The organism is Streptomyces sp. NPDC058650 (genome assembly GCF_042717315.1).
GTDB lineage: Bacteria > Actinomycetota > Actinomycetes > Streptomycetales > Streptomycetaceae > Streptomyces.
In genome coordinates this window covers 19,384-37,736 of record NZ_JBHXRL010000004.1, presented here as the reverse complement: position 1 = coordinate 37,736, position 18,353 = coordinate 19,384, and the positions used below count along the sequence as shown (strand labels likewise).

Below are 18,353 nucleotides of genomic sequence, written 5' to 3'. Positions count from 1 at the left end.
GATCCTTATTTCGGGCATACAGGGTTCTGTCGGGCTTCTCAGCCGGTCCTCAGGCGGCTCTCATGTACGGCTCCGAGAGTCATAGCCATGACGGACTTCCAGGAGCAGCAGCCGCAGCAGCAGCCGTACTACCCGCCGCAGCCCCCGAGGCCCCCGTACGCCCCGACGCAGCAGCAGGGTGACCGGCAGCCGCACGACGCCACGCAGCCGTACGAGACCACGCAGCCGTACGAGGCGGCCCGGCCGTACGAGGCGACCCGGCCGATCACCACCGAGCCGGGGACCACGATCTGGCCGTCCGGCGGGCACGTCCCTCCGTCCGGCGGGCACCTCCCGCCGCCGCCCCTGGACCCGCCGGTCGCCGTCGCGGCGGCCGCCGCCCCGGGCGCCGGGCGCCGCGCCAAGCGCGGGGTCGGGCTCCTCGCGGCCGTGGCCATCGCGGCCGCGGCGGTCGGCGGCGGCACCGCGACCCTCGTCCAGCAGCTCACCACCGACGCCCCCGCCACCGCCTTCTCGGGCGTGAACGGCACGAACGTCTCCGCGAGCAGCGTGGGCACGGTCGCCGGCGTCGCCCAGGCCGTCTCCCCCTCCATCGTCGAGATCTCCGCGACCTCGGACGCCGGCAAGTCCACCGGCTCGGGCGTGATCATCACCTCCGACGGCGAGATCATCACCAACAACCACGTGATCTCCGGCGCCTCCCAGGTCAGCGTGCAGCTCAGCGACGGCAAGTCGTACCGGGCGGAGGTCGTCGGCACCGACCCCGACAAGGACCTGGCGCTGATCAAGCTCCAGGGCGCCTCCGGCCTGAAGGCCGCCACGCTCGGCGACTCGTCCAAGGTGAAGGTCGGCGAGGAGGTCGTGGCGATCGGCTCCCCCGAGGGCCTGACCGGCACGGTCACCAGCGGCATCGTCTCCGCGCTCGACCGGGACGTGACGGTCGCCAAGAACGACGACGGTGACAGCTCCGGCCAGGACCAGCGGCAGCCGCAGTACGACCCGCGACAGGGCTGGCCGTTCGAGTTCGGCGGACAGCAGTTCAACGGCGACACGGGCACGTCGAAGACGACGTACAAGGCGATCCAGACCGATGCCTCGCTCAACCCGGGGAATTCCGGCGGTGCGTTGATCAATATGAACGGCGAGATCATCGGAATCAATTCGGCCATGTACTCGCCCAGCGCTTCGAGCGGTTCCACGGCCGGAAGTGTCGGCCTCGGATTCGCCATTCCGGTCGACACGGTGAAGGCCGACCTCGACGGCCTCCGTTCCGGCGGCGACAACTGACCGGTGTCCGGAGTGCGTGCGAGGCTGGTGCCATGACTGGCCAGGTGAACGAAGGCGCCCGCGAGCGCATCCTGATCGTCGAGGACGAGCCCGCCGTGCGGGAGGCCCTGCGCCGCAGCCTCGCCTTCGAGGGGTACGACACTCAGGACGCCGTCGACGGGCTCGACGCGCTCGCCCGGATCGAGGCGTACGCCCCCGACCTCGTCGTCCTCGACGTCCAGATGCCCCGGATGGACGGGCTCACCGCGGCCCGGCGGATCAGGGCCTCGGGCTCGACCGTGCCGATCCTCATGCTGACCGCCCGCGACACCGTCGGCGACCGGGTCACCGGCCTCGACGCGGGCGCGGACGACTACCTCGTGAAGCCCTTCGAGCTGGACGAGCTCTTCGCCCGGATCCGGGCGCTGCTCCGGCGCAGCTCGTACGCCTCCGCCGCCGCGGCCCCGGCCGACGACGACGTGCTGTCGTTCGAGGACCTGCGGATGGACCTGGCGACGCGCGAGGTGACCCGGAGCGGGCGGACGGTGGAGCTGACGCGCACCGAGTACACGCTCCTGGAGATGTTCCTGGCGCACCCGCGACAGGTGCTGACCCGGGAGCAGATCCTCAAGGCGGTCTGGGGCTTCGACTTCGAGCCGAGCTCGAACTCGCTCGACGTGTACGTGATGTACCTGCGGCGCAAGACGGAGGCGGGCGGCGAGCCGCGCCTCGTGCACACGGTGCGGGGCGTCGGCTATGTCCTGCGCGGAGGAGGAAGCGAGTGACCGACGACGCGGCCCGGCAGGCTGCCGACGGAGCGCCCAGGACCGGGAGCCGTTTCCGGCCCCTGGCCTGGTTCCGCTCGCGGCCGCTCCGGTCGCGGCTCGCGCTGCTCACCGCGTTCGCGGTGGCGGTCGCGGTCGCGGCGGTCTCGCTGGCCTGCTGGTTCGTGACGCGGGCCCAGCTGGAGGCGGAGATGGACTCCTCGCTGCGCAGCAGCAGGCTGGACGACGCCTCGGTGCAGAACCTGCTCACCCTGTGCCGCCTGGGCACGACGCCGCCGCCGGTGGGGGGCTCGTACACGGTGCAGGTGATCTTCGCCAACGGCAGTGTGTGCACCTCCGGGAAGGCCGCGATCCCCGCCGGCCCCGCCGACCTCGCGGTGGCGCGCGGCGGGCTGTCGTACGCGCTGCACACGGTGCAGGACGACGACGGCCGGGAGATGCGGGTCTACACGTACCCGCACGCGGGCCCGCCCGGGCTCGCGGTCTCCGTCGCCCGCCCGCTCGCCGAGATCGACAACTCGATGTCCACGCTGCGCTGGATGCTGCTCCTGGTCTCCGGGATCGGCGTCGTCGGCGCCGGCGCGGCGGGCCTGTGGGTGGCGCGGACCGGTCTCGAACCGGTGAACCGGCTGACCGGCGCCGTCGAGCACGTGGCGGCGACCGAGGACCTGACCATCCGCATCCCGGTGGACGGCGAGGACGAGATCGCCCGCCTGTCGCGGTCCTTCAACGTGCTGACGGCGGCGCTCGCGACCTCCCGCGACCGGCAGGCACAGCTGATCGCGGACGCCGGCCACGAACTCCGCACGCCCCTCACCTCCCTCCGGACGAACGTCGAACTGCTCGCGCGGAGCGAGGAGACCGGCCGGGCGATCCCGCCGGACGACCGCCGGGCCCTGATGGCCTCGGTGAAGGCGCAGATGACGGAGCTGGCGGCGCTGATCGGCGACCTCCAGGAGCTGGCCCGCCCGGACACGGTGCGGCCGGGACCGCTCGAAGTGGTGCCGCTGCACACGATCCTGCGCGCGGCCCTGGACCGGGCCCGGCTGCGCGGGCCGGAGCTGACCTTCGTCACGGACCTCGCGCCCTGGTACGTACGGGCGGAGCCGGCGGCGATCGAGCGCGCCCTCGTCAACGTCCTGGACAACGCGGTGAAGTTCTCGCCGCCCCGGGGCACGGTCGAGGTGACCCTGATGCGGGGCGAGCTGACGGTCCGGGACCACGGCCCGGGCATCCCGCCGGACGAACTCCCGCACGTCTTCGACCGTTTCTGGCGCTCCCCGTCGGCCCGCAGCCTGCCGGGTTCGGGCCTGGGCCTCTCGATCGTCGCCCGTACCGTCCACCAGGCGGGCGGCTCGGCGAGCCTCGCCCCGGCCCCGGGCGGCGGCACGGTCGCGACCGTCCGCCTGCCGGGCGCCCCGACACCGCCACCCCGATCGTCAGTTGTGCCGAAGAAGGGCCTCGACGAGGCCTGACCGGGTGTTCGGGTAGTCCATGGGGACGATCCCGAGCCCGGTCGCGCCGGACGCGGCCGCGCTGTCGAGGTAGCCGTGCACGCGCGGGTTGAGCCGGTCGGCGTTCCAGCGGGGCGGGAGCGCGGCGGCGGTCGACACGTAGTTGACGTACAGCTTCCCGGGCTGGGCGACCGCCTTGCGGAAGTGGGCCTCGATCTTGGGGTACTTGCCGAACGGCTCGGCCATGTAGTCGTCCTGGATGTCGAAGAGCGACCCGTCGCCGTAGCGGACGCCCGGCAGTCCTCCGTTGTCGGCGAGCAGGACGACCCGGCCGCGGGCCTCGCCGAGCAGCGGCAGTCCGCCGCCGATCCGGAAGAGGGAGCGCCAGCCGCGCGCGTCGAGGTAGTCGTCGAAGACGGCGCGGAAGGTGGCGTCGGACTCCTCCGAGTACTCCTGCTTGACCCGCATGAGGACGGTCTCGGAGGGGTGGGCGGCGAGGAAGGCCCGGCAGGCGACGAGGACGTCCCCGAACATCATGTTCTGGTACGAGGCGCCGTGGTGGATCGCGAAGGACCCGCCGGTCACCCGGCACCGGATGTCCAGGAACCGGATCCCGCTGTCCAGCTGCTGGGAGATGGTGGAGTTCTGGCATTCGGTCCAGGGGCCGCCGTACCGGGCCCCTGAGTCGTGCGTCCCGGGGATGGTCAGCTGCCGCAGGGCCGTACCGTCCCCGTGCGCCGCCATCCAGGCCCGTACGTCCACGGCGGACGCGGCGGGCGCCCCGAGCATCACTCCGGCCCCGGCGGCGAGAGCCCCCACGAGAAAACGTCGTCGCTCCATGGCCAGATGATGTCAGGGCCACGACAAACACACCAGGGTTCTTCCGGACGTACGCGAAAGGGGGCGGCGACCCGTCGGAACGGTCCGCCGCCCCCCCTCGCTCAGGGGCCCGGAAGGGCTACTTGACGACCGTGATGCGGTCCGTCGCCGGCGGAGCCAGCGGCGCGGTGGCCGAGGAGTGCGCCGCCAGGTAGGCGGTGAACATGTCCAGGTCGGACGCGCCGACCAGCTTGTTCTTGTGCTCCTTCAGGACCGGGAAGCCGTCGCCGCCACCGGAAAGGAACTCGTTCATCGCGACCCGGTAGGTCTTCGCCGGGTCGATCGCCTCACCGTTGAGCCGCACCGAGTCCACCACGATCTGGTCGGCACCGGTCTTCGTCATGTCCAGGGTGTACGTGAAGCCCTTCGACACCTGGAGGATCTTCGGGGACGCCAGGTTGAGGCCGCTGACCTGCTGCTGGAGCGTGGTGACGAGCTGGGCGCCGGTCAGGTCGACCGCCGTCATCATGTTGGTGAACGGCTGGACGGTGTACGCCTCGCCGTAGGTCACGACCCCGTCGCCCTCGGCGCCGGACGTCTTGCGGGTCAGCGGCGCGCGGACGCCGCCCGGGTTCATCAGGGCGAGCTGCGCACCGCCCTTGTCCGCCGGGGCCATGCCCTCCAGCTGCGCGTCCGCGATCAGGTTGCCCAGCGGCTTCTCGTACACCGTCGGTTCGAGGGGGTTGTCGATGTCGGCGGAGATGTGGCCGACGGGACGGCCGGCGATCGGCGCGGCCAGGTCCTTCCAGCGCTCGATCAGGGTGCTCATGTCGCGGGCCCGCTTCACGTCACGGGTGACGACGTGGTTCGCGGAGGCGACGGCGGTGCGGACGATGTCCTTCGTACGACGGTCGTAGGTGAGCGTCGTGTCGGTGTAGAGCCGGCCGAAGGAGGCCGCCGAGGTGATCGTGCGCGGCTTGCCCGCCGGGTCCGCGATGGTGCACGCGTAGGCCTGGTGGGTGTGGCCGGTGACCAGGGCATCGACCTGCGGGCTGACGTTCTTGGCGATGTCGACGATCGGGCCGGAGATGCCGTTGCCGGGACCCGGGCTGTCACAGTCGTAGTTGTACGCGCCGGAGGCCGGCAGGCCGCCCTCGTGGAGCAGGGCGACGATCGACTTCACGCCCTTGCGCTCCAGCACCTTGGCGTACTTGTTGATCGTCTCGACCTCGTCGCCGAACTTCAGGCCCTTGATGCCCTCGGCGGACACGATGTTCGCCGTGCCTTCGAGGGTGACGCCGATGAAGCCGATCTTGACGCCGTCGCGCTCCCAGACGAAGTACGGGTCGAGCAGCGGCTTGCCGCTCTTCTCGTCCGTCACGTTGGCCGCGAGGTAGGGGAAGTCCGCGCCCTTGAAGGTCCTGCCCTCTTCGAAGCAGCCCTCGGTCGGGTGACAGCCGCCGTTCTGCATGCGGGCCAGCTCGCGCGCGCCCTCGTCGAACTCGTGGTTGCCGACCGAGCTCACGTCGAGCTTCAGCTTGTTCAGCGCCTCGATGGTCGGCTCGTCGTGGAACAGCCCGGAGACCAGCGGCGAGGCGCCGATCATGTCGCCCGCGGCGGCGGTGACGGAGTACCGGTTGCCCTGGCGGGCCTGCCGCAGGTGCGTAGCCAGGTACTCGACGCCGCCTACGTCGTTGATCGTCCCGGTCGTGCCGTCTTCCTTGAGGTGGGTGAGCCGGCCCGACGAGCCGGTCGGCGGCTCCAGGTTGCCGTGGAGGTCGTTGAAGGACAGCAGCTGGACGTCGACCATCCGGCCCCATCCCTTGCCGTTCCCGTAACCGTTCTCGCTCCCGGCGGCGAACGCGTCCCCGGCGGCACCCGCCGACGACGGCATCGCGGCGAAAAGCGCCCCGACGGTCGCGAGTCCCGCACCGGCGGCCAGAATCCGCCGCCCGGTCTTGTTCTTCCGCTTCTTCCCCGGTATCGCTGCCATCTCTCCCCTTGCCCCTTGCCCCTTTTGCGGCGTTGATCTACGCACCCGTCTGCCGGTGCAGCCTAGAGTCAACGCGCGTAGCGCAACAGGGGGTAGCGGGTTACAAGACAGTTGCCGCCGCCTTTCCCCTGGGCGGCGGTACGTCACCGTAGGCTCGTACCCATGACTTCCGACGCGGCGCCGGCCCTCGAACCGGGACGGCAGATCCACACGTATGACGAGCTCTCCCCCGAGCAGGTCCAGGACGTACTGGAGCTCCTCGAGGCCGCCGACCGGGCCGACGGACTGCACGCCGTGTCCGAACAGGGGCGGCTCTACCTGCGGCACGGCCGCCGCGAGGGCGTGCGCCACTTCCTGCTCACCGTCGGCCCGCACCTGTACGGCTACGCCCAGCTGGAGGAGACCGACCCGATCGAGGCCCCGGCCGCCGAGCTCGTCGTCCACCCGAGCCACCGCGGCCGCGGCCACGGCCGGGCACTCGGCACCGCCCTGCTCGCCGCCTCCGGCAAGCGGCTGCGCGTCTGGGCGCACGGCGGCAAGTCGGCGGCCCGGCACCTCGCGCAGGTCCTGGGCCTGACGCTCTTCCGCGAACTCCGCCAGCTGCGGCGGTCCCTGACGCCGCTCGACATCCCGGAGCCGGTCCTGCCCGAGGGCGTCACCGTCCGAACATTCGTCCCCGGCCAGGACGACGCGGCCTGGCTCGCCGTCAACGCGACCGCCTTCGCGCACCACCCCGAGCAGGGCTCGCTCACGCAGCGGGACCTGGACGACCGGATGGCCGAGCCGTGGTTCGACCCGAAGGGCTTCTTCCTCGCGGAGAAGGACGGGAAGCCGATCGGCTACCACTGGACGAAGACGCACGCCGAGGAGCAGCTCGGCGAGGTGTACGTGGTGGGCATCCTGCCCGAGGCGCAGGGCGGCGGCCTCGGCAAGGCGCTGACGGCGATCGGCCTGCGGCACCTGGCGGCGCAGGGGCTGCCGACGGCGATGCTGTACGTGGACGCGGACAACACGGCGGCGGTGACGGTCTACGAGCGGCTCGGCTTCGCGACGCACGAGGTTGACCTGATGTACCGCACGGAGTCGTAGCCCGCGTAACGGCTGTTGCACAGGGGGCGGTTGACACCGCCCCCTTCTTTGCACCACCCTTTCACTACTTGATTAGTGAAAGGGTGGTGGAAGCGATCGTGGTCGAGTACCGCATCGACCGGCGCAGTGGCGTCGCCACCTACCTCCAGATCGTCCAGCAGACGAAACAGGCCCTCCGGATGGGCCTCCTGGAGCCCGGCGACCGACTGCCCACCGCACGCGAGGTCGTCGAAGCGACGGCCATCAATCCGAACACGGTCCTCAAGGCCTACCGCGAGCTCGAACGCGAAGGCCTCGTCGAGGCCCGCCGAGGCCTCGGCACCTTCGTCCGAGCCACCCTCGGCACCGGCCCCGCCGACTCGCCCCTCCGCGGCGAACTCACCGACTGGGCCCGCCGCGCCCGCGCCGCCGGCATGGACCGCGAGGACGTGTCCGCGCTCTTCACATCCGTACTGAAGGAACACTTCGAGGGGGACGACGCATGACGAGAGACGGCATCGCGCTGGAGGCCGATCTCCTGGGCAAGAAATACGGCGGGAGAGGACGCGGCTGGGCCCTGCGGGAGTGCGACTTCGCCCTCCCCGCCGGCCGGATCTGCGCCCTCGTCGGCCCCAACGGCGCCGGCAAGTCCACCCTCCTCGCCCTCGCCGCCGGGCTCCTCCGCCCCACCGAGGGAACGATCCAGGCCCCGGCTCGCGAACACCTCGCGTACGTCGCCCAGGACAAGCCGCTCCACCCCCGGCTCTCCGTCGCCGACACCCTGCGCATGGGCCGCGAGCTCAACCCGGGCCGCTGGGACGAGACCGCCGCGCAGCGCGTGATGGCCGACGAACTCGACCCGCGCGCCCTCGTACGCGACCTCTCCGGCGGCCAGCGCACCCGCGTCGCCCTCGCGCTCGCCCTCGGCAAGCGCGCCGCACTGCTGCTCCTGGACGAGCCGATGGCCGACCTCGACCCGCTCGCCCGCCATCAGCTGATGGGCCTGCTCATGGCCGACGCCGCCGAACACGGCACGACCGTCGTCATGTCCTCGCACATCCTCACCGAGCTGGAGGGCGCCTGCGACCACCTCCTCCTGCTCCACGGTGGCCGGATCCGCCTCGACGGGCCCGTGGACGAACTCCTCGCCGCCCACACCCTGCTCACGGGCCCGATCGCCGACCTCGCCCCGCACACGGTCGTCGAGTCCCGCACGACGGGCCGTCAACTCACGGCCCTGATCCGCCACGAGGGCCCGGTCGAAGGCCCCTGGGAGACGAGCGAGCCGTCCCTGGAGGACCTCCTCCTCGCCCACCTCCGCGCCCCCGAAGGAGCCACGGCATGAGCACCCTCGCCCTGAAGGGCCCCTACTGGGTGACGGTCCGCCAGTACCGACGGACGCTGTGGCTGGCGGGGGCCCTGGTGGCGCTGACCCTGACCGTGGTCGGCGGGCTGCGGATCTGGGACGCGCAGGTCCCCGACATCTACCTGGAGCAGCGCTACCGGGCCGTGTCCGGCGACAACCGCGGCTACCCATGGCTCCGCTTCGTCATGGAGTACGTCTCCGGCGGCATGGTCCTGCTCCCGCTGCTGATCGGCGCGTTCGTCGCCGGACCGCTGGTCGCCCGCGAACTGGAGTCCGGCACGTACAAGCTCGCCCTCACGCAGGCGATCAGCCCGGCCCGCTGGCTCGGCTCGAAGCTGCTCACCGCGGGGGCGGTGGCTCTCGCGACCGTCTGGCTGCTGACGGCGACCTACTGGATCGGGTGGGCACGGGTCGACGGCAGCAGTCAGTTCCACTGGGGGGACCGCGGCCCGTACGAGATCACCGGCACCGCCCTCACCGCCTACGTCCTGCTCGCCGTGGCCGTCGGCGCCCTCGTCGGCCTGCTCGTCCGGCGCACCCTCGTCGCCATGGCCGTGACCGGAGGGATCGTGGGCCTGGTCCTCCTCGTGCTCGGTGCCCTCCGCTGGGACTTCCTGTCGGTACGCACGGTCACCGGTCCGGCCGTGCCGGATGCCTCCACGGTGATGATGCCCGAGAACGGACTGATCATGGGACAGGGCCTGCTCTCCGACACGGGGCAACGCATGCCCGGCTGGTTCTGCGCATCGGACGCGCCTGCGGCAGCGTGCCGCACCGATGTGAAGGTCACCGCCGAGTACCTCGACTACCACCCCCAGTCCCACTTCTGGCCCACCCAGTTCATCGAGACCGGCATCGTCCTCGCTCTCGCCGCCCTCGCCCTCTTCGCCGCCTTCCGCGCCCTGCGCGCCCGGCACCCGTAGCGAAAACCCGTAGCAAAAGAGAAGGGGCGGGGCCCGCACACGGCCCCGCCCCCGATCAGCCCCCGATTCCCGAACGACATGTCGTCGTTACCGGCCATTCAGACGCGCTTGCGACGCTCACGCAATGAAGCGCTCCGTGACCACGCCCGGCAGGGCGGTCCTCCCCAAAGGGAGACTTCCCTCCCCCACGGCCCGCTCCGACGCGCCCGATGACCTCTTCGCGCGGAAGAATGGGGCCATGAGCAAGCAGCCCGCCGAGGTCCCGGTCCAGTCCTCCGCCACGCCGTCCGCCCAGACGTCCACAAACGCGTCCGCGACCCCGTCCGCGAAGACGTCCGCCTCGTCGTCGTCCCTCGGATCCATAGCCGCGCACCGCCCGCTCGGCGCGAGCGCGACCGCCGCGACCGACGCCACCGTCGCCGGCATGGACGCCGATCCCAACACGTACGTCGCCGACAGCACGCTCGGCGACGACCTGCCGCAGGGACGCTTCCTCGACCGGGAACGAAGCTGGCTCGCGTTCAACGAACGCGTCCTCGAACTCGCCGAGGACCCGACGACCCCCCTCCTCGAACGGGCGAACTTCCTCGCGATCTTCGCCTCGAACCTCGACGAGTTCTTCATGGTCCGGGTCGCCGGCCTCAAGCGCCGCATCGCCACCGGCGTCGCCACCCGCTCCGCCTCCGGCCTCCAGCCCCGCGAGGTCCTCGAACTCATCTGGACCCGCTCCCGCGAGCTCATGGCCCGGCACGCCGCCTGCTACCAGCAGGACGTGGCGCCGGCCCTCGCCGACGAGGGCATCCACCTGATCCGCTGGCCCGAGCTCACGGAGAAGGAGCAGGCGCGGCTCTTCACCCTGTTCCGGCAGCAGATCTTCCCGGTCCTCACCCCGCTGGCCGTGGACCCCGTGCACCCGTTCCCGTACATCTCCGGCCTGAGCCTCAACCTCGCCGTGGTCGTACGCAATCCGGTCAGCGGCCACCGCCACTTCGCGCGCGTGAAGGTCCCGCCGCTGCTCTCCCGCTTCCTCGAGGCCTCCCCGCAGCGCTACGTACCCCTTGAGGACGTCATCGCGGCGCACCTGGAGGAGCTGTTCCCCGGCATGGAGGTGCTCGCGCACCACATGTTCCGGGTGACGAGGAACGAGGACCTGGAGGTCGAGGAGGACGACGCCGAGAACCTGCTCCAGGCCCTGGAGAAGGAGCTCATGCGGCGCCGCTTCGGCCCGCCGGTCCGCCTGGAGGTCGAGGAGTCCATCGACCCGTACGTCCTCGATCTCCTCGTGCGCGAGCTGAAGGTCTCCGACGCCGAGGTCTACCCGCTGCCCGGCCCCCTCGACCTGACCGGGCTCTTCGGGATCGCCGGGCAGGACCGGCCGGAGCTGAAGTTCCCGAAGTTCATCGCGGGCACGCACCGGGACCTCGCCGAGGTCGAGTCGGCGTCCGCGCCGGACATCTTCGCCGCGCTGCGCGAGCGGGACGTGCTGCTGCACCACCCGTACGACAGCTTCTCCACCTCCGTCCAGGCCTTCCTGGAGCAGGCGGCGGCCGACCCGGACGTCCTCGCGATCAAGCAGACGCTGTACCGGACGTCCGGCGACTCGCCGATAGTCGACGCCCTCATCGACGCCGCCGAGTCCGGCAAGCAGGTCCTCGTCCTCGTCGAGATCAAGGCCCGCTTCGACGAGCAGGCGAACATCAAGTGGGCGCGCAAGCTGGAGGAGGCCGGCTGCCACGTCGTCTACGGCCTCGTCGGCCTGAAGACCCACTGCAAGCTGTCGCTGGTCGTCCGCCAGGAGGGCGAGCTCCTCCGCCGGTACTCGCACGTCGGCACCGGCAACTACCACCCCAAGACGGCCCGGCTCTACGAGGACCTCGGCCTCCTCACCGCCGACCCCCAGGTCGGCGCGGACCTGTCCGACCTGTTCAACCGGCTCTCCGGCTACTCGCGCCGCGAGACGTACCGGCGCCTGCTCACGGCGCCGAAGTCGCTGCGCGACGGGCTGGTCTCCCGGATCACCAAGGAGGTCGCCCACCACCGCGCCGGCCGGCCCGCGTACGTGCGGATCAAGGTCAACTCGCTGGTCGACGAGGCCGTCATCGACGCCTGCTACCAGGCCTCCCGGGCCGGCGTCCCGGTCGACATCTGGGTCCGCGGCATCTGCGCCGTGCGCCCCGGCGTCACCGGCCTCTCGGAGAACATCCGGGTCCGTTCGATCCTCGGCCGCTTCCTGGAGCACTCCCGGGTCTTCGCCTTCGGCAACGGCGGCGAACCCGAGGTCTGGTTCGGCAGCGCCGACATGATGCACCGCAACCTGGACCGCCGGATCGAGGCCCTCGTACGGGTCTCGGACCCGGCCCACCGGGCTGCGCTGACCCGGCTCCTGGAGACCGGGATGTCCGACACCACCTCCTCCTGGCACCTCGGCCCCGACGGGAACTGGACGCGGCACGCGACCGACCCCGAGGGCCGGCCGCTGCGGCACGTCCAGGAGATGCTCATCGACGCGCGGAGGCGCCGGCGTGCACAACCTTGACCCCCTGCGGGACGTCACGGCGGGGGAGGTCGTGGCCCCCTATCTCCACGCCCGGGCCGCGGACTTCCTCCGCGGCCTGCGGATCCACGGCGAGAGCGGCTCGGACTCGGCCGGTACGGACGAGGCGGCCCGTACGCTGCGGGCCGCCGCCCGGCGGATCAGCGGCACCCTCCACACCTTCCGGCCGCTGCTCGAACCCGCCTGGGCCGACCAGCTGCGGACCGAACTGGCGTGGCTCTCCGGGACCCTGGCCCTGGAGCAGGCCTGCACTTCCCGGCTCGTCCGACTGGTGGACGCGCTGTCCCGCCTGTCGAGCAGCGGCGGCCCGGTGCCCGCCGCCCGCGGCGGCGAAGGACCGAGAGCGGGCGCCGGTCCGGGCGCCGGCACCGGTCCAGGGGCAGGTGCGGGGCTCACCGTGGGTGCCGCCCGGGCCGGTGCCCTCCTCGAACGCCAGCTGACCCTGGCCCGGACACGCGCCCACTCGGCGGCCCTCCAGGCCCTCGGCTCCGCCCGCTTCCACGCGGTCGCCGACGCCGTCGCCCTCCTCGCCTCCGAGGTGCCGCTCGGCCCCGCCGGCGCGGCCCCCGCCATGGAGGTCGTCGACGCGCCCGCCGCGGTCGCCGAGCGGCGCCTCCTCGAATCGGTGGCCGCGCTTCCCCTGACCCGGGCGGCCCACCCGTACAACGCCGAGGCCCTGGCCCTCGCCGCCGGGGAGGCCCAGGACGCGCCCTGGCACCGGACGCGGCACCTGCTGCGCCTGCACCGGTACGCCTCCGAGGTCCTGCACACCGGCGGCGAGCCCGACCCCGTCCTCTACGAGTCCGCCCGCGCCCTGGACCGGCACCGCGACGCCGCCGAGGCCGCGTCGGCCGCCGCCGCGGCGGCCCGCACCCCCCGGATCGCCCCGGCGACGGCGTACGCCCTCGGGGTCCTCCACGCCGACCAGCGCCACGACGTCGAGGCGGCCCGCTTCGCCTTCCAGCACGCCTGGCGAAGAGCGACGGCCCCGGTCTCGTGACCACACCCGGCCCCATGACCACCCCGGACCCCGGTCCGATCCTGGCCGCCGGGTGCGTCCTCTGGCGCCCGGCGATTTCCGGCCACGGCATCGAGATCGCGCTCGTCCACCGGCCGAAGTACGACGATTGGTCGCACCCGAAGGGCAAGCGGAAGCGCGGCGAGACGGCCGAGGCCTGCGCGCTGCGCGAAGTCCTGGAGGAGACGGGCCGGCGCTGCGCGCTCGGCCCCCGCCTGCCCACGGTCCGCTACACGGTGGCCGGCCGCCCCAAGGAGGTCGCCTACTGGGCGGCCCGCGCCCTCGACGGCGCCTTCGCGCCGAGCCGCGAGGTCGACCGCCTCGTCTGGCTGCCGCCGGGCGAGGCCAGAGTCCGCATCACCCAGGCCCGCGACCGCGAGCTCCTGGACGCCGCCGTGGCGACCTCACGCCACTGACACCTCGTCCGGCGGACCCGCACCCGGCCTTACGGCACGGTTCACTTTCCGTTCACTCTCTTCGGTCGGGCGCTTCACCTGTTCTGCCTAATTTCGGACTCACACGGTGCATGAAGCGCAACGGTGCACCACCACCCGACACACGCCGCCGTAGAACGATCAGGACACTGGGTCCGCGGCAAGGCGGCTTCTGGAAGGAACACCCGAAAGTGAAGCTTTCGCGCAAGAACGGGCTTCGCGCCTCCGCGATCGGTGCCCTCGTCGTCTCCGGCGCCCTGGTCCTCTCGGCGTGTGGCTCGGACGACAACACGGAGACCCCGGCGAAGGAAGGCGGCAAGACGACGACCTCCGCCGCCGCGTCGAACATCGCGTGCGAGGGCGCCAAGGGCAAGCTGCTCGCCGCCGGCTCCAGCGCCCAGCGGAACGCGATGGACCTGTGGGTCAAGAACTTCCAGGCCGCCTGTGAGGGCGTCGAGATCAACTACCAGGGCATCGGCTCCGGCGGCGGCATCACCAAGTTCAACCAGGGCCAGGTCGCCTTCGCGGGCTCCGACTCCGCCCTGAAGGACGAAGAGGTCGCCGAGTCGCAGAAGATCTGCAAGGGCGGCAAGGGCATCAACCTGCCCATGGTCGGTGGCCCCATCGCCGTCGCCTACAAGCTGGACGGCGTGGACAACCTCATCCTGGACGCCTCCACCATCGCCAAGATCTTCGACAACAAGATCACCAAGTGGAACGACCCGGCGATCACCAAGCTGAACCCGGGCGCCAAGCTGCCCGACAGCACGATCCAGGCCTTCCACCGCTCGGACGAGTCGGGCACCACCCAGAACCTGGGCAAGTACCTCTCCACCGCCGCCCCGGCCGACTGGAAGCACGACCCGAAGTCGAAGTCGTGGCCCGCCCAGGGCGGCCAGGCCGCCAACGGCTCCTCCGGTGTCGCCACCGCGGTCAAGGACACCGAGGGCTCCATCAGCTACATGGAGCTCTCCTACGCCACCGCGAACAAGTCCTCCACGGTCAGCATCGCCACCGGCGCGGCCGCCCCGGTCGCCGCCACCTCGGAGAACGCCTCCAAGGCCATCGCCGCCGCCAAGGTCAAGGGCACGGGCAACGACGTCGCCCTCTCCCTCGACTACAAGACCAAGGCCGAGGGCGCCTACCCGATCGTCCTCGTCACGTACGAGATCGCCTGCGACAAGGGCAACAAGGCGGAGACCCTGCCGACCCTGAAGGCGTTCCTCAACTACACCGTGAGCGAGGAGGGCCAGAAGGTCCTCACCGACGCCGGCTACGCCCCGCTCCCGGCCGAGATCGCGGCCAAGGTCCGCGCGATCGTCCCCACCCTGTCCTGACCCCCGGCCGGGCCCGGCCCCTCCCCTAGGGGGCCGGACCCGGCATCCGGTGCACCGCCGCCAGGAGCCCGCACACCCGTACGGGCACCGCAGACCGGAGAAGCAGATGGCTACCACCACACCAGACATACAGAGGAGCCGGCGCGCCAAGAGCGCGTCCCGCCCCGGGGACCGCATCTTCAGCGGTCTGTCCCGAGGCTCCGGCATCACCCTCCTCGTGATCATGGCCGCGATCGCCGGCTTCCTCACCTACCGTGCCGTCCTCGCCATCTCGAAGGACAGCACCAACTTCTTCACCACCTTCGAGTGGAACCCCGCCGGCAACCCGCCGGTCTTCGGCATCGCCGTCCTCGCCTTCGGCACGATCGTCTCGTCGATCATCGCGATGCTCATCGCCGTGCCCATCGCGATCGGCATCGCGCTCTTCATCTCGCACTACGCGCCGCGCAAGCTGGCCAAGCCGCTCGCGTACGTCGTCGACCTGCTCGCCGCCGTGCCCAGCATCATCTACGGCCTCTGGGGAGCGATCTTCCTCGTCCCGTACCTGGACGGCCTGAACCAGTGGCTCGACCAGTACCTCGGCTGGACGTACCTCTTCGACAAGGCCACCGACGGCCCCGCCCGCAACCTCTTCACCGTGGGCATCCTGCTGGCGATCATGATCCTGCCGATCATCACCAACGTCACCCGCGAGGTCTTCCTCCAGGCCCCGAAGATGCACGAAGAGGCCGCCCTCGCCCTCGGCGCCACGCGCTGGGAGGTCATCCGCATCTCGGTGCTGCCCTTCGGCCGCTCCGGCATCATCTCCGCCTCCATGCTGGGCCTCGGCCGCGCACTCGGCGAGACCATGGCCGTCGCCGTGGTCCTCTCCCCCAGCTTCCTCATCTCGGGCCACCTGCTCGACCCGGGCGGCGGCACCTTCGCCCAGAACATCGCCGCCAAGTTCAACGAGGCCAACGAGTTCGGCCGGGACGCGCTCATCGCCTCCGGTCTCGTCCTCTTCGTCATCACCCTGCTGGTCAACGGCGCCGCCCGCTGGATCATCGGCCGCCGCAAGGAGTACTCGGGGGCCGCGGCATGAGCCACGCCATACAAGAACGTCCGGTCTCCGTCGCACCGCGGCGCGGATCCCTCTCCCACGCCCGCCTCCCGCGCTGGACCCCGGCCGCCGTGGCCGCCTTCTCCATCGCCGCGGGCATCGGGATCGGCCTCGCCACCGGCTGGCACAGCAAGGTCCAGTGGGGCATGATCGCCGCCCTGCTCTTCGTCCTCACGACGTACGCCGTCACCACCAAGGTCGAGGGCGCCCGCCAGGCCAAGGACCGCGTCGCCACCAGCCTCGTCTGGGTCTGCTTCGTCCTCGCCGTCATCCCGCTGCTCTCCCTCGCCTGGGTCACGATCAGCAAGGGCATGGCCGTCCTCGACGTCTACTTCCTGACCCACTCGATGAACGGCGTCCTCGACACCGAGGCCGGCGGCGGCGTCTACCACGCCCTGCTCGGCACCATCGAGCAGGTGGGCATCGCGACCCTGATCGCGGCCCCGATCGGTCTCCTCACCGCGGTCTACCTCGTCGAGTACGGCGGCGGGAAGCTCGCCCAGGCCGTCACCTTCTTCGTCGACGTCATGACGGGCATCCCGTCGATCGTCGCCGGCCTCTTCATCCTCGCCACGTGGAACCTTATGCTGGGCTTTGGTCCCTCCGGTTTCGCCGGCGCGATGGCTCTCGCCATCCTGATGATGCCGGTCGTCGTCCGCTCCACCGAGGAGATGCTCAAGCTCGTCCCGAACGAGCTCCGCGAGGCCTCCCTCGCCCTCGGCATCCCCAAGTGGCGCACGATCCTGAAGGTGGTCCTGCCCACCGCGATCGGCGGCATCACCACGGGCGTCATGCTCGCGGTCGCCCGCATCACCGGTGAGACGGCCCCCGTCCTCCTCCTCGTGTTCGGTACGAAGCTCATCAACCCGAACCCCTTCGAAGGCGCCCAGTCCTCCCTGCCGCTCTACGTGTACGAGCAGTACGCGGTCGGCACCGACGCCGCCGTGGCCCGCGCCTGGGCCGCCGCGCTCGTCCTGATCGCCTTCGTCATGATCCTCAACCTGGTGGCCCGCGGCATCGCCCGCTGGAAGGCCCCGAAGACCGGCCGCTGACCGCGGCTTATTGGAAGTGATTCACATGGCCAAGCGAATCGACGTCAGCGGCCTCTCCGCCTACTACGGCGCCCACAAGGCGATCGACGACATCTCGATGACCGTCGAACCCCGCTCGGTGACGGCCTTCATCGGCCCCTCCGGCTGCGGCAAGTCCACCTTCCTTCGCACCCTGAACCGCATGCACGAGGTCACCCCCGGTGGCCGCGTCGAGGGCAAGGTGCTGCTGGACGACGAGAACCTGTACGGGAGCAGCGTCGACCCGGTCGCCGTGCGCCGCACGGTGGGCATGGTCTTCCAGCGCCCCAACCCCTTCCCCACCATGTCGATCTTCGACAACGTGGCGGCGGGCCTGCGCCTCAACGGCAAGTACAAGAAGGCCCAGCTCAACGACATCGTCGAGAAGTCCCTCAAGGGCGCGAACCTCTGGAACGAGGTCAAGGACCGCCTGAACAAGCCGGGCTCCGGCCTCTCCGGCGGCCAGCAGCAGCGTCTGTGCATCGCGCGGGCCATCGCCGTGGAGCCCGACGTCCTGCTCATGGACGAGCCGTGCTCCGCCCTCGACCCGATCTCCACCCTCGCCATCGAGGACCTGATCGGCGAGCTGAAGGAGCACTTCACGATCGTCATCGTGACGCACAACATGCAGCAGGCCGCCCGCGTCTCGGACCGCACGGCCTTCTTCAACCTGGCGGCCGTCGGCCAGCCCGGCAAGCTGATCGAGCTGGACGACACCGAGCGCATCTTCTCCAACCCGAGCGTCCAGGCGACCGAGGACTACATCTCCGGCCGCTTCGGCTAAAGCGCTCCACCCCAGGACCGTCATACGGTGCTGCATGGCGGTGCCACCGTAATGACGAAGGGCCCGGCTCCCCCACAGGGGAGCCGGGCCCAACCATTTTGCCCAGGTGCGTCAGCGTCACCGTCAGCGTCAGCCGAAGAACAGCTTCACGACCCCCTGGGGGGATAACCCCCGGACCCCCAGCAAGACCGGGTGGCGCCGTCCGTCAGCCGAAGAACAGCTTCACGACGTAATAGCTCGCCGCAGCGACCAGCGCCGCCGCCGGCATGGTGATACTGCATCCCCCAGGGGATAACCCCCGGACCCCCAGCAAGACCGGGTGGCGCCGTCCGTCAGCCGAAGAACAGCTTCACGACGTAATAGCTCGCCGCAGCGACCAGCGC

The 18,353-nt window shown here is 71.1% G+C and carries 16 protein-coding genes; 14 read left to right on the top strand and 2 right to left on the bottom strand.

Annotated elements, in window-relative coordinates; genetic code table 11:
* The first annotated feature begins 87 nt into the window (after positions 1 to 87).
* From ACFWWU_RS08305 to ACFWWU_RS08295, 3 genes are all read left to right on the top strand, one after another.
* Complete coding sequence (locus ACFWWU_RS08305; RefSeq protein ID WP_384140789.1) at positions 88 to 1,287, top strand: S1C family serine protease; 1,200 nt, start codon at positions 88 to 90, stop codon at positions 1,285 to 1,287.
* 32 nt (positions 1,288 to 1,319) lie between these two features.
* Positions 1,320 to 2,051, top strand: coding sequence for a response regulator transcription factor (locus ACFWWU_RS08300; RefSeq protein WP_329622117.1), 732 nt, complete (start codon positions 1,320 to 1,322; stop codon positions 2,049 to 2,051).
* 62 nt (positions 2,052 to 2,113) lie between these two features.
* The gene (locus ACFWWU_RS08295) at positions 2,114 to 3,526 is read left to right on the top strand and encodes a sensor histidine kinase (protein ID WP_384141862.1); all 1,413 of its coding nucleotides are present in this window, start codon (positions 2,114 to 2,116) and stop codon (positions 3,524 to 3,526) included.
* Here the strand turns inward: ACFWWU_RS08295 and ACFWWU_RS08290 are convergent.
* Entirely contained in the window at positions 3,491 to 4,345 is an 855-nt protein-coding gene (locus tag ACFWWU_RS08290; protein WP_384140786.1) for a phosphatidylinositol-specific phospholipase C, read from the bottom strand. The two genes, ACFWWU_RS08295 and ACFWWU_RS08290, sit on opposite strands and share 36 nt — an antisense overlap.
* 118 nt (positions 4,346 to 4,463) lie before the next feature.
* On the bottom strand, positions 4,464 to 6,317 hold the full coding sequence (locus tag ACFWWU_RS08285; RefSeq protein ID WP_384140783.1) for a bifunctional metallophosphatase/5'-nucleotidase: 1,854 nt from the start codon (positions 6,315 to 6,317) through the stop codon (positions 4,464 to 4,466).
* 162 nt (positions 6,318 to 6,479) lie between these two features.
* Here ACFWWU_RS08285 and mshD point away from each other — a divergent pair, with 162 nt between their 5' ends.
* The 11 genes from mshD (at position 6,480) to pstB (ending at position 17,970) form a co-directional block, all read left to right on the top strand.
* Entirely contained in the window at positions 6,480 to 7,406 is a 927-nt protein-coding gene (gene mshD / locus ACFWWU_RS08280) for a mycothiol synthase (protein WP_384140780.1), read from the top strand.
* A 98-nt stretch (positions 7,407 to 7,504) separates the two neighbouring features.
* Positions 7,505 to 7,891, top strand: a complete 387-nt coding sequence (locus tag ACFWWU_RS08275; RefSeq protein ID WP_384141859.1) for a GntR family transcriptional regulator — start codon at positions 7,505 to 7,507, stop codon at positions 7,889 to 7,891.
* Positions 7,888 to 8,730: an ATP-binding cassette domain-containing protein gene (locus ACFWWU_RS08270; RefSeq protein WP_384140777.1), complete on the top strand. Its 843-nt coding sequence runs from the start codon at positions 7,888 to 7,890 to the stop codon at positions 8,728 to 8,730. Before ACFWWU_RS08275 ends, ACFWWU_RS08270 begins: the two co-directional genes overlap by 4 nt.
* Complete coding sequence (locus ACFWWU_RS08265; RefSeq protein WP_384140774.1) at positions 8,727 to 9,674, top strand: ABC transporter permease; 948 nt, start codon at positions 8,727 to 8,729, stop codon at positions 9,672 to 9,674. Before ACFWWU_RS08270 ends, ACFWWU_RS08265 begins: the two co-directional genes overlap by 4 nt.
* Before the next feature lie 238 nt (positions 9,675 to 9,912).
* The gene (locus ACFWWU_RS08260; protein ID WP_384140771.1) at positions 9,913 to 12,210 is read left to right on the top strand and encodes an RNA degradosome polyphosphate kinase; all 2,298 of its coding nucleotides are present in this window, start codon (positions 9,913 to 9,915) and stop codon (positions 12,208 to 12,210) included.
* Positions 12,197 to 13,228 carry a CHAD domain-containing protein gene (locus tag ACFWWU_RS08255; RefSeq protein WP_384140768.1) on the top strand — a complete coding sequence of 344 codons (1,032 nt, stop codon included), beginning with the start codon at positions 12,197 to 12,199 and terminating at the stop codon, positions 13,226 to 13,228. Before ACFWWU_RS08260 ends, ACFWWU_RS08255 begins: the two co-directional genes overlap by 14 nt.
* A gap of 14 nt (positions 13,229 to 13,242) precedes the next feature.
* A complete protein-coding gene (locus tag ACFWWU_RS08250; RefSeq protein ID WP_384140765.1) occupies positions 13,243 to 13,662 on the top strand; it encodes an NUDIX hydrolase in 420 nt (139 codons plus the stop codon).
* A 209-nt stretch (positions 13,663 to 13,871) separates the two neighbouring features.
* Positions 13,872 to 15,017 carry a phosphate ABC transporter substrate-binding protein PstS gene (gene pstS, locus ACFWWU_RS08245; RefSeq protein WP_384140763.1) on the top strand — a complete coding sequence of 382 codons (1,146 nt, stop codon included), beginning with the start codon at positions 13,872 to 13,874 and terminating at the stop codon, positions 15,015 to 15,017.
* 106 nt (positions 15,018 to 15,123) lie between these two features.
* Entirely contained in the window at positions 15,124 to 16,098 is a 975-nt protein-coding gene (pstC, locus tag ACFWWU_RS08240; protein WP_384140760.1) for a phosphate ABC transporter permease subunit PstC, read from the top strand.
* Complete coding sequence (gene pstA / locus ACFWWU_RS08235; RefSeq protein ID WP_384140757.1) at positions 16,095 to 17,168, top strand: phosphate ABC transporter permease PstA; 1,074 nt, start codon at positions 16,095 to 16,097, stop codon at positions 17,166 to 17,168. The genes pstC and pstA overlap by 4 nt, the downstream gene beginning before the upstream one ends.
* 25 nt (positions 17,169 to 17,193) lie before the next feature.
* Complete coding sequence (gene pstB, locus ACFWWU_RS08230; RefSeq protein ID WP_384140754.1) at positions 17,194 to 17,970, top strand: phosphate ABC transporter ATP-binding protein PstB; 777 nt, start codon at positions 17,194 to 17,196, stop codon at positions 17,968 to 17,970.
* Positions 17,971 to 18,353: the final 383 nt, after the last annotated feature.

What these genes read in the sequence shown, in the direction of transcription:
- pstC (WP_384140760.1), top strand. Translation starts at nt 15,124, where the DNA reads ATGGCTACCACCACACCAGACATACAGAGGAGCCGGCGCGCCAAGAGC.
- pstA (WP_384140757.1), top strand. Translation starts at nt 16,095, where the DNA reads ATGAGCCACGCCATACAAGAACGTCCGGTCTCCGTCGCACCGCGGCGC.
- ACFWWU_RS08300 (WP_329622117.1), top strand. Translation starts at nt 1,320, where the DNA reads ATGACTGGCCAGGTGAACGAAGGCGCCCGCGAGCGCATCCTGATCGTC.
- ACFWWU_RS08290 (WP_384140786.1), bottom strand. Translation starts at nt 4,345, where the DNA reads ATGGAGCGACGACGTTTTCTCGTGGGGGCTCTCGCCGCCGGGGCCGGA.
- pstB (WP_384140754.1), top strand. Translation starts at nt 17,194, where the DNA reads ATGGCCAAGCGAATCGACGTCAGCGGCCTCTCCGCCTACTACGGCGCC.
- mshD (WP_384140780.1), top strand. Translation starts at nt 6,480, where the DNA reads ATGACTTCCGACGCGGCGCCGGCCCTCGAACCGGGACGGCAGATCCAC.
- ACFWWU_RS08260 (WP_384140771.1), top strand. Translation starts at nt 9,913, where the DNA reads ATGAGCAAGCAGCCCGCCGAGGTCCCGGTCCAGTCCTCCGCCACGCCG.
- ACFWWU_RS08285 (WP_384140783.1), bottom strand. Translation starts at nt 6,317, where the DNA reads ATGGCAGCGATACCGGGGAAGAAGCGGAAGAACAAGACCGGGCGGCGG.
- ACFWWU_RS08265 (WP_384140774.1), top strand. Translation starts at nt 8,727, where the DNA reads ATGAGCACCCTCGCCCTGAAGGGCCCCTACTGGGTGACGGTCCGCCAG.
- ACFWWU_RS08305 (WP_384140789.1), top strand. Translation starts at nt 88, where the DNA reads ATGACGGACTTCCAGGAGCAGCAGCCGCAGCAGCAGCCGTACTACCCG.
- ACFWWU_RS08270 (WP_384140777.1), top strand. Translation starts at nt 7,888, where the DNA reads ATGACGAGAGACGGCATCGCGCTGGAGGCCGATCTCCTGGGCAAGAAA.
- ACFWWU_RS08250 (WP_384140765.1), top strand. Translation starts at nt 13,243, where the DNA reads ATGACCACCCCGGACCCCGGTCCGATCCTGGCCGCCGGGTGCGTCCTC.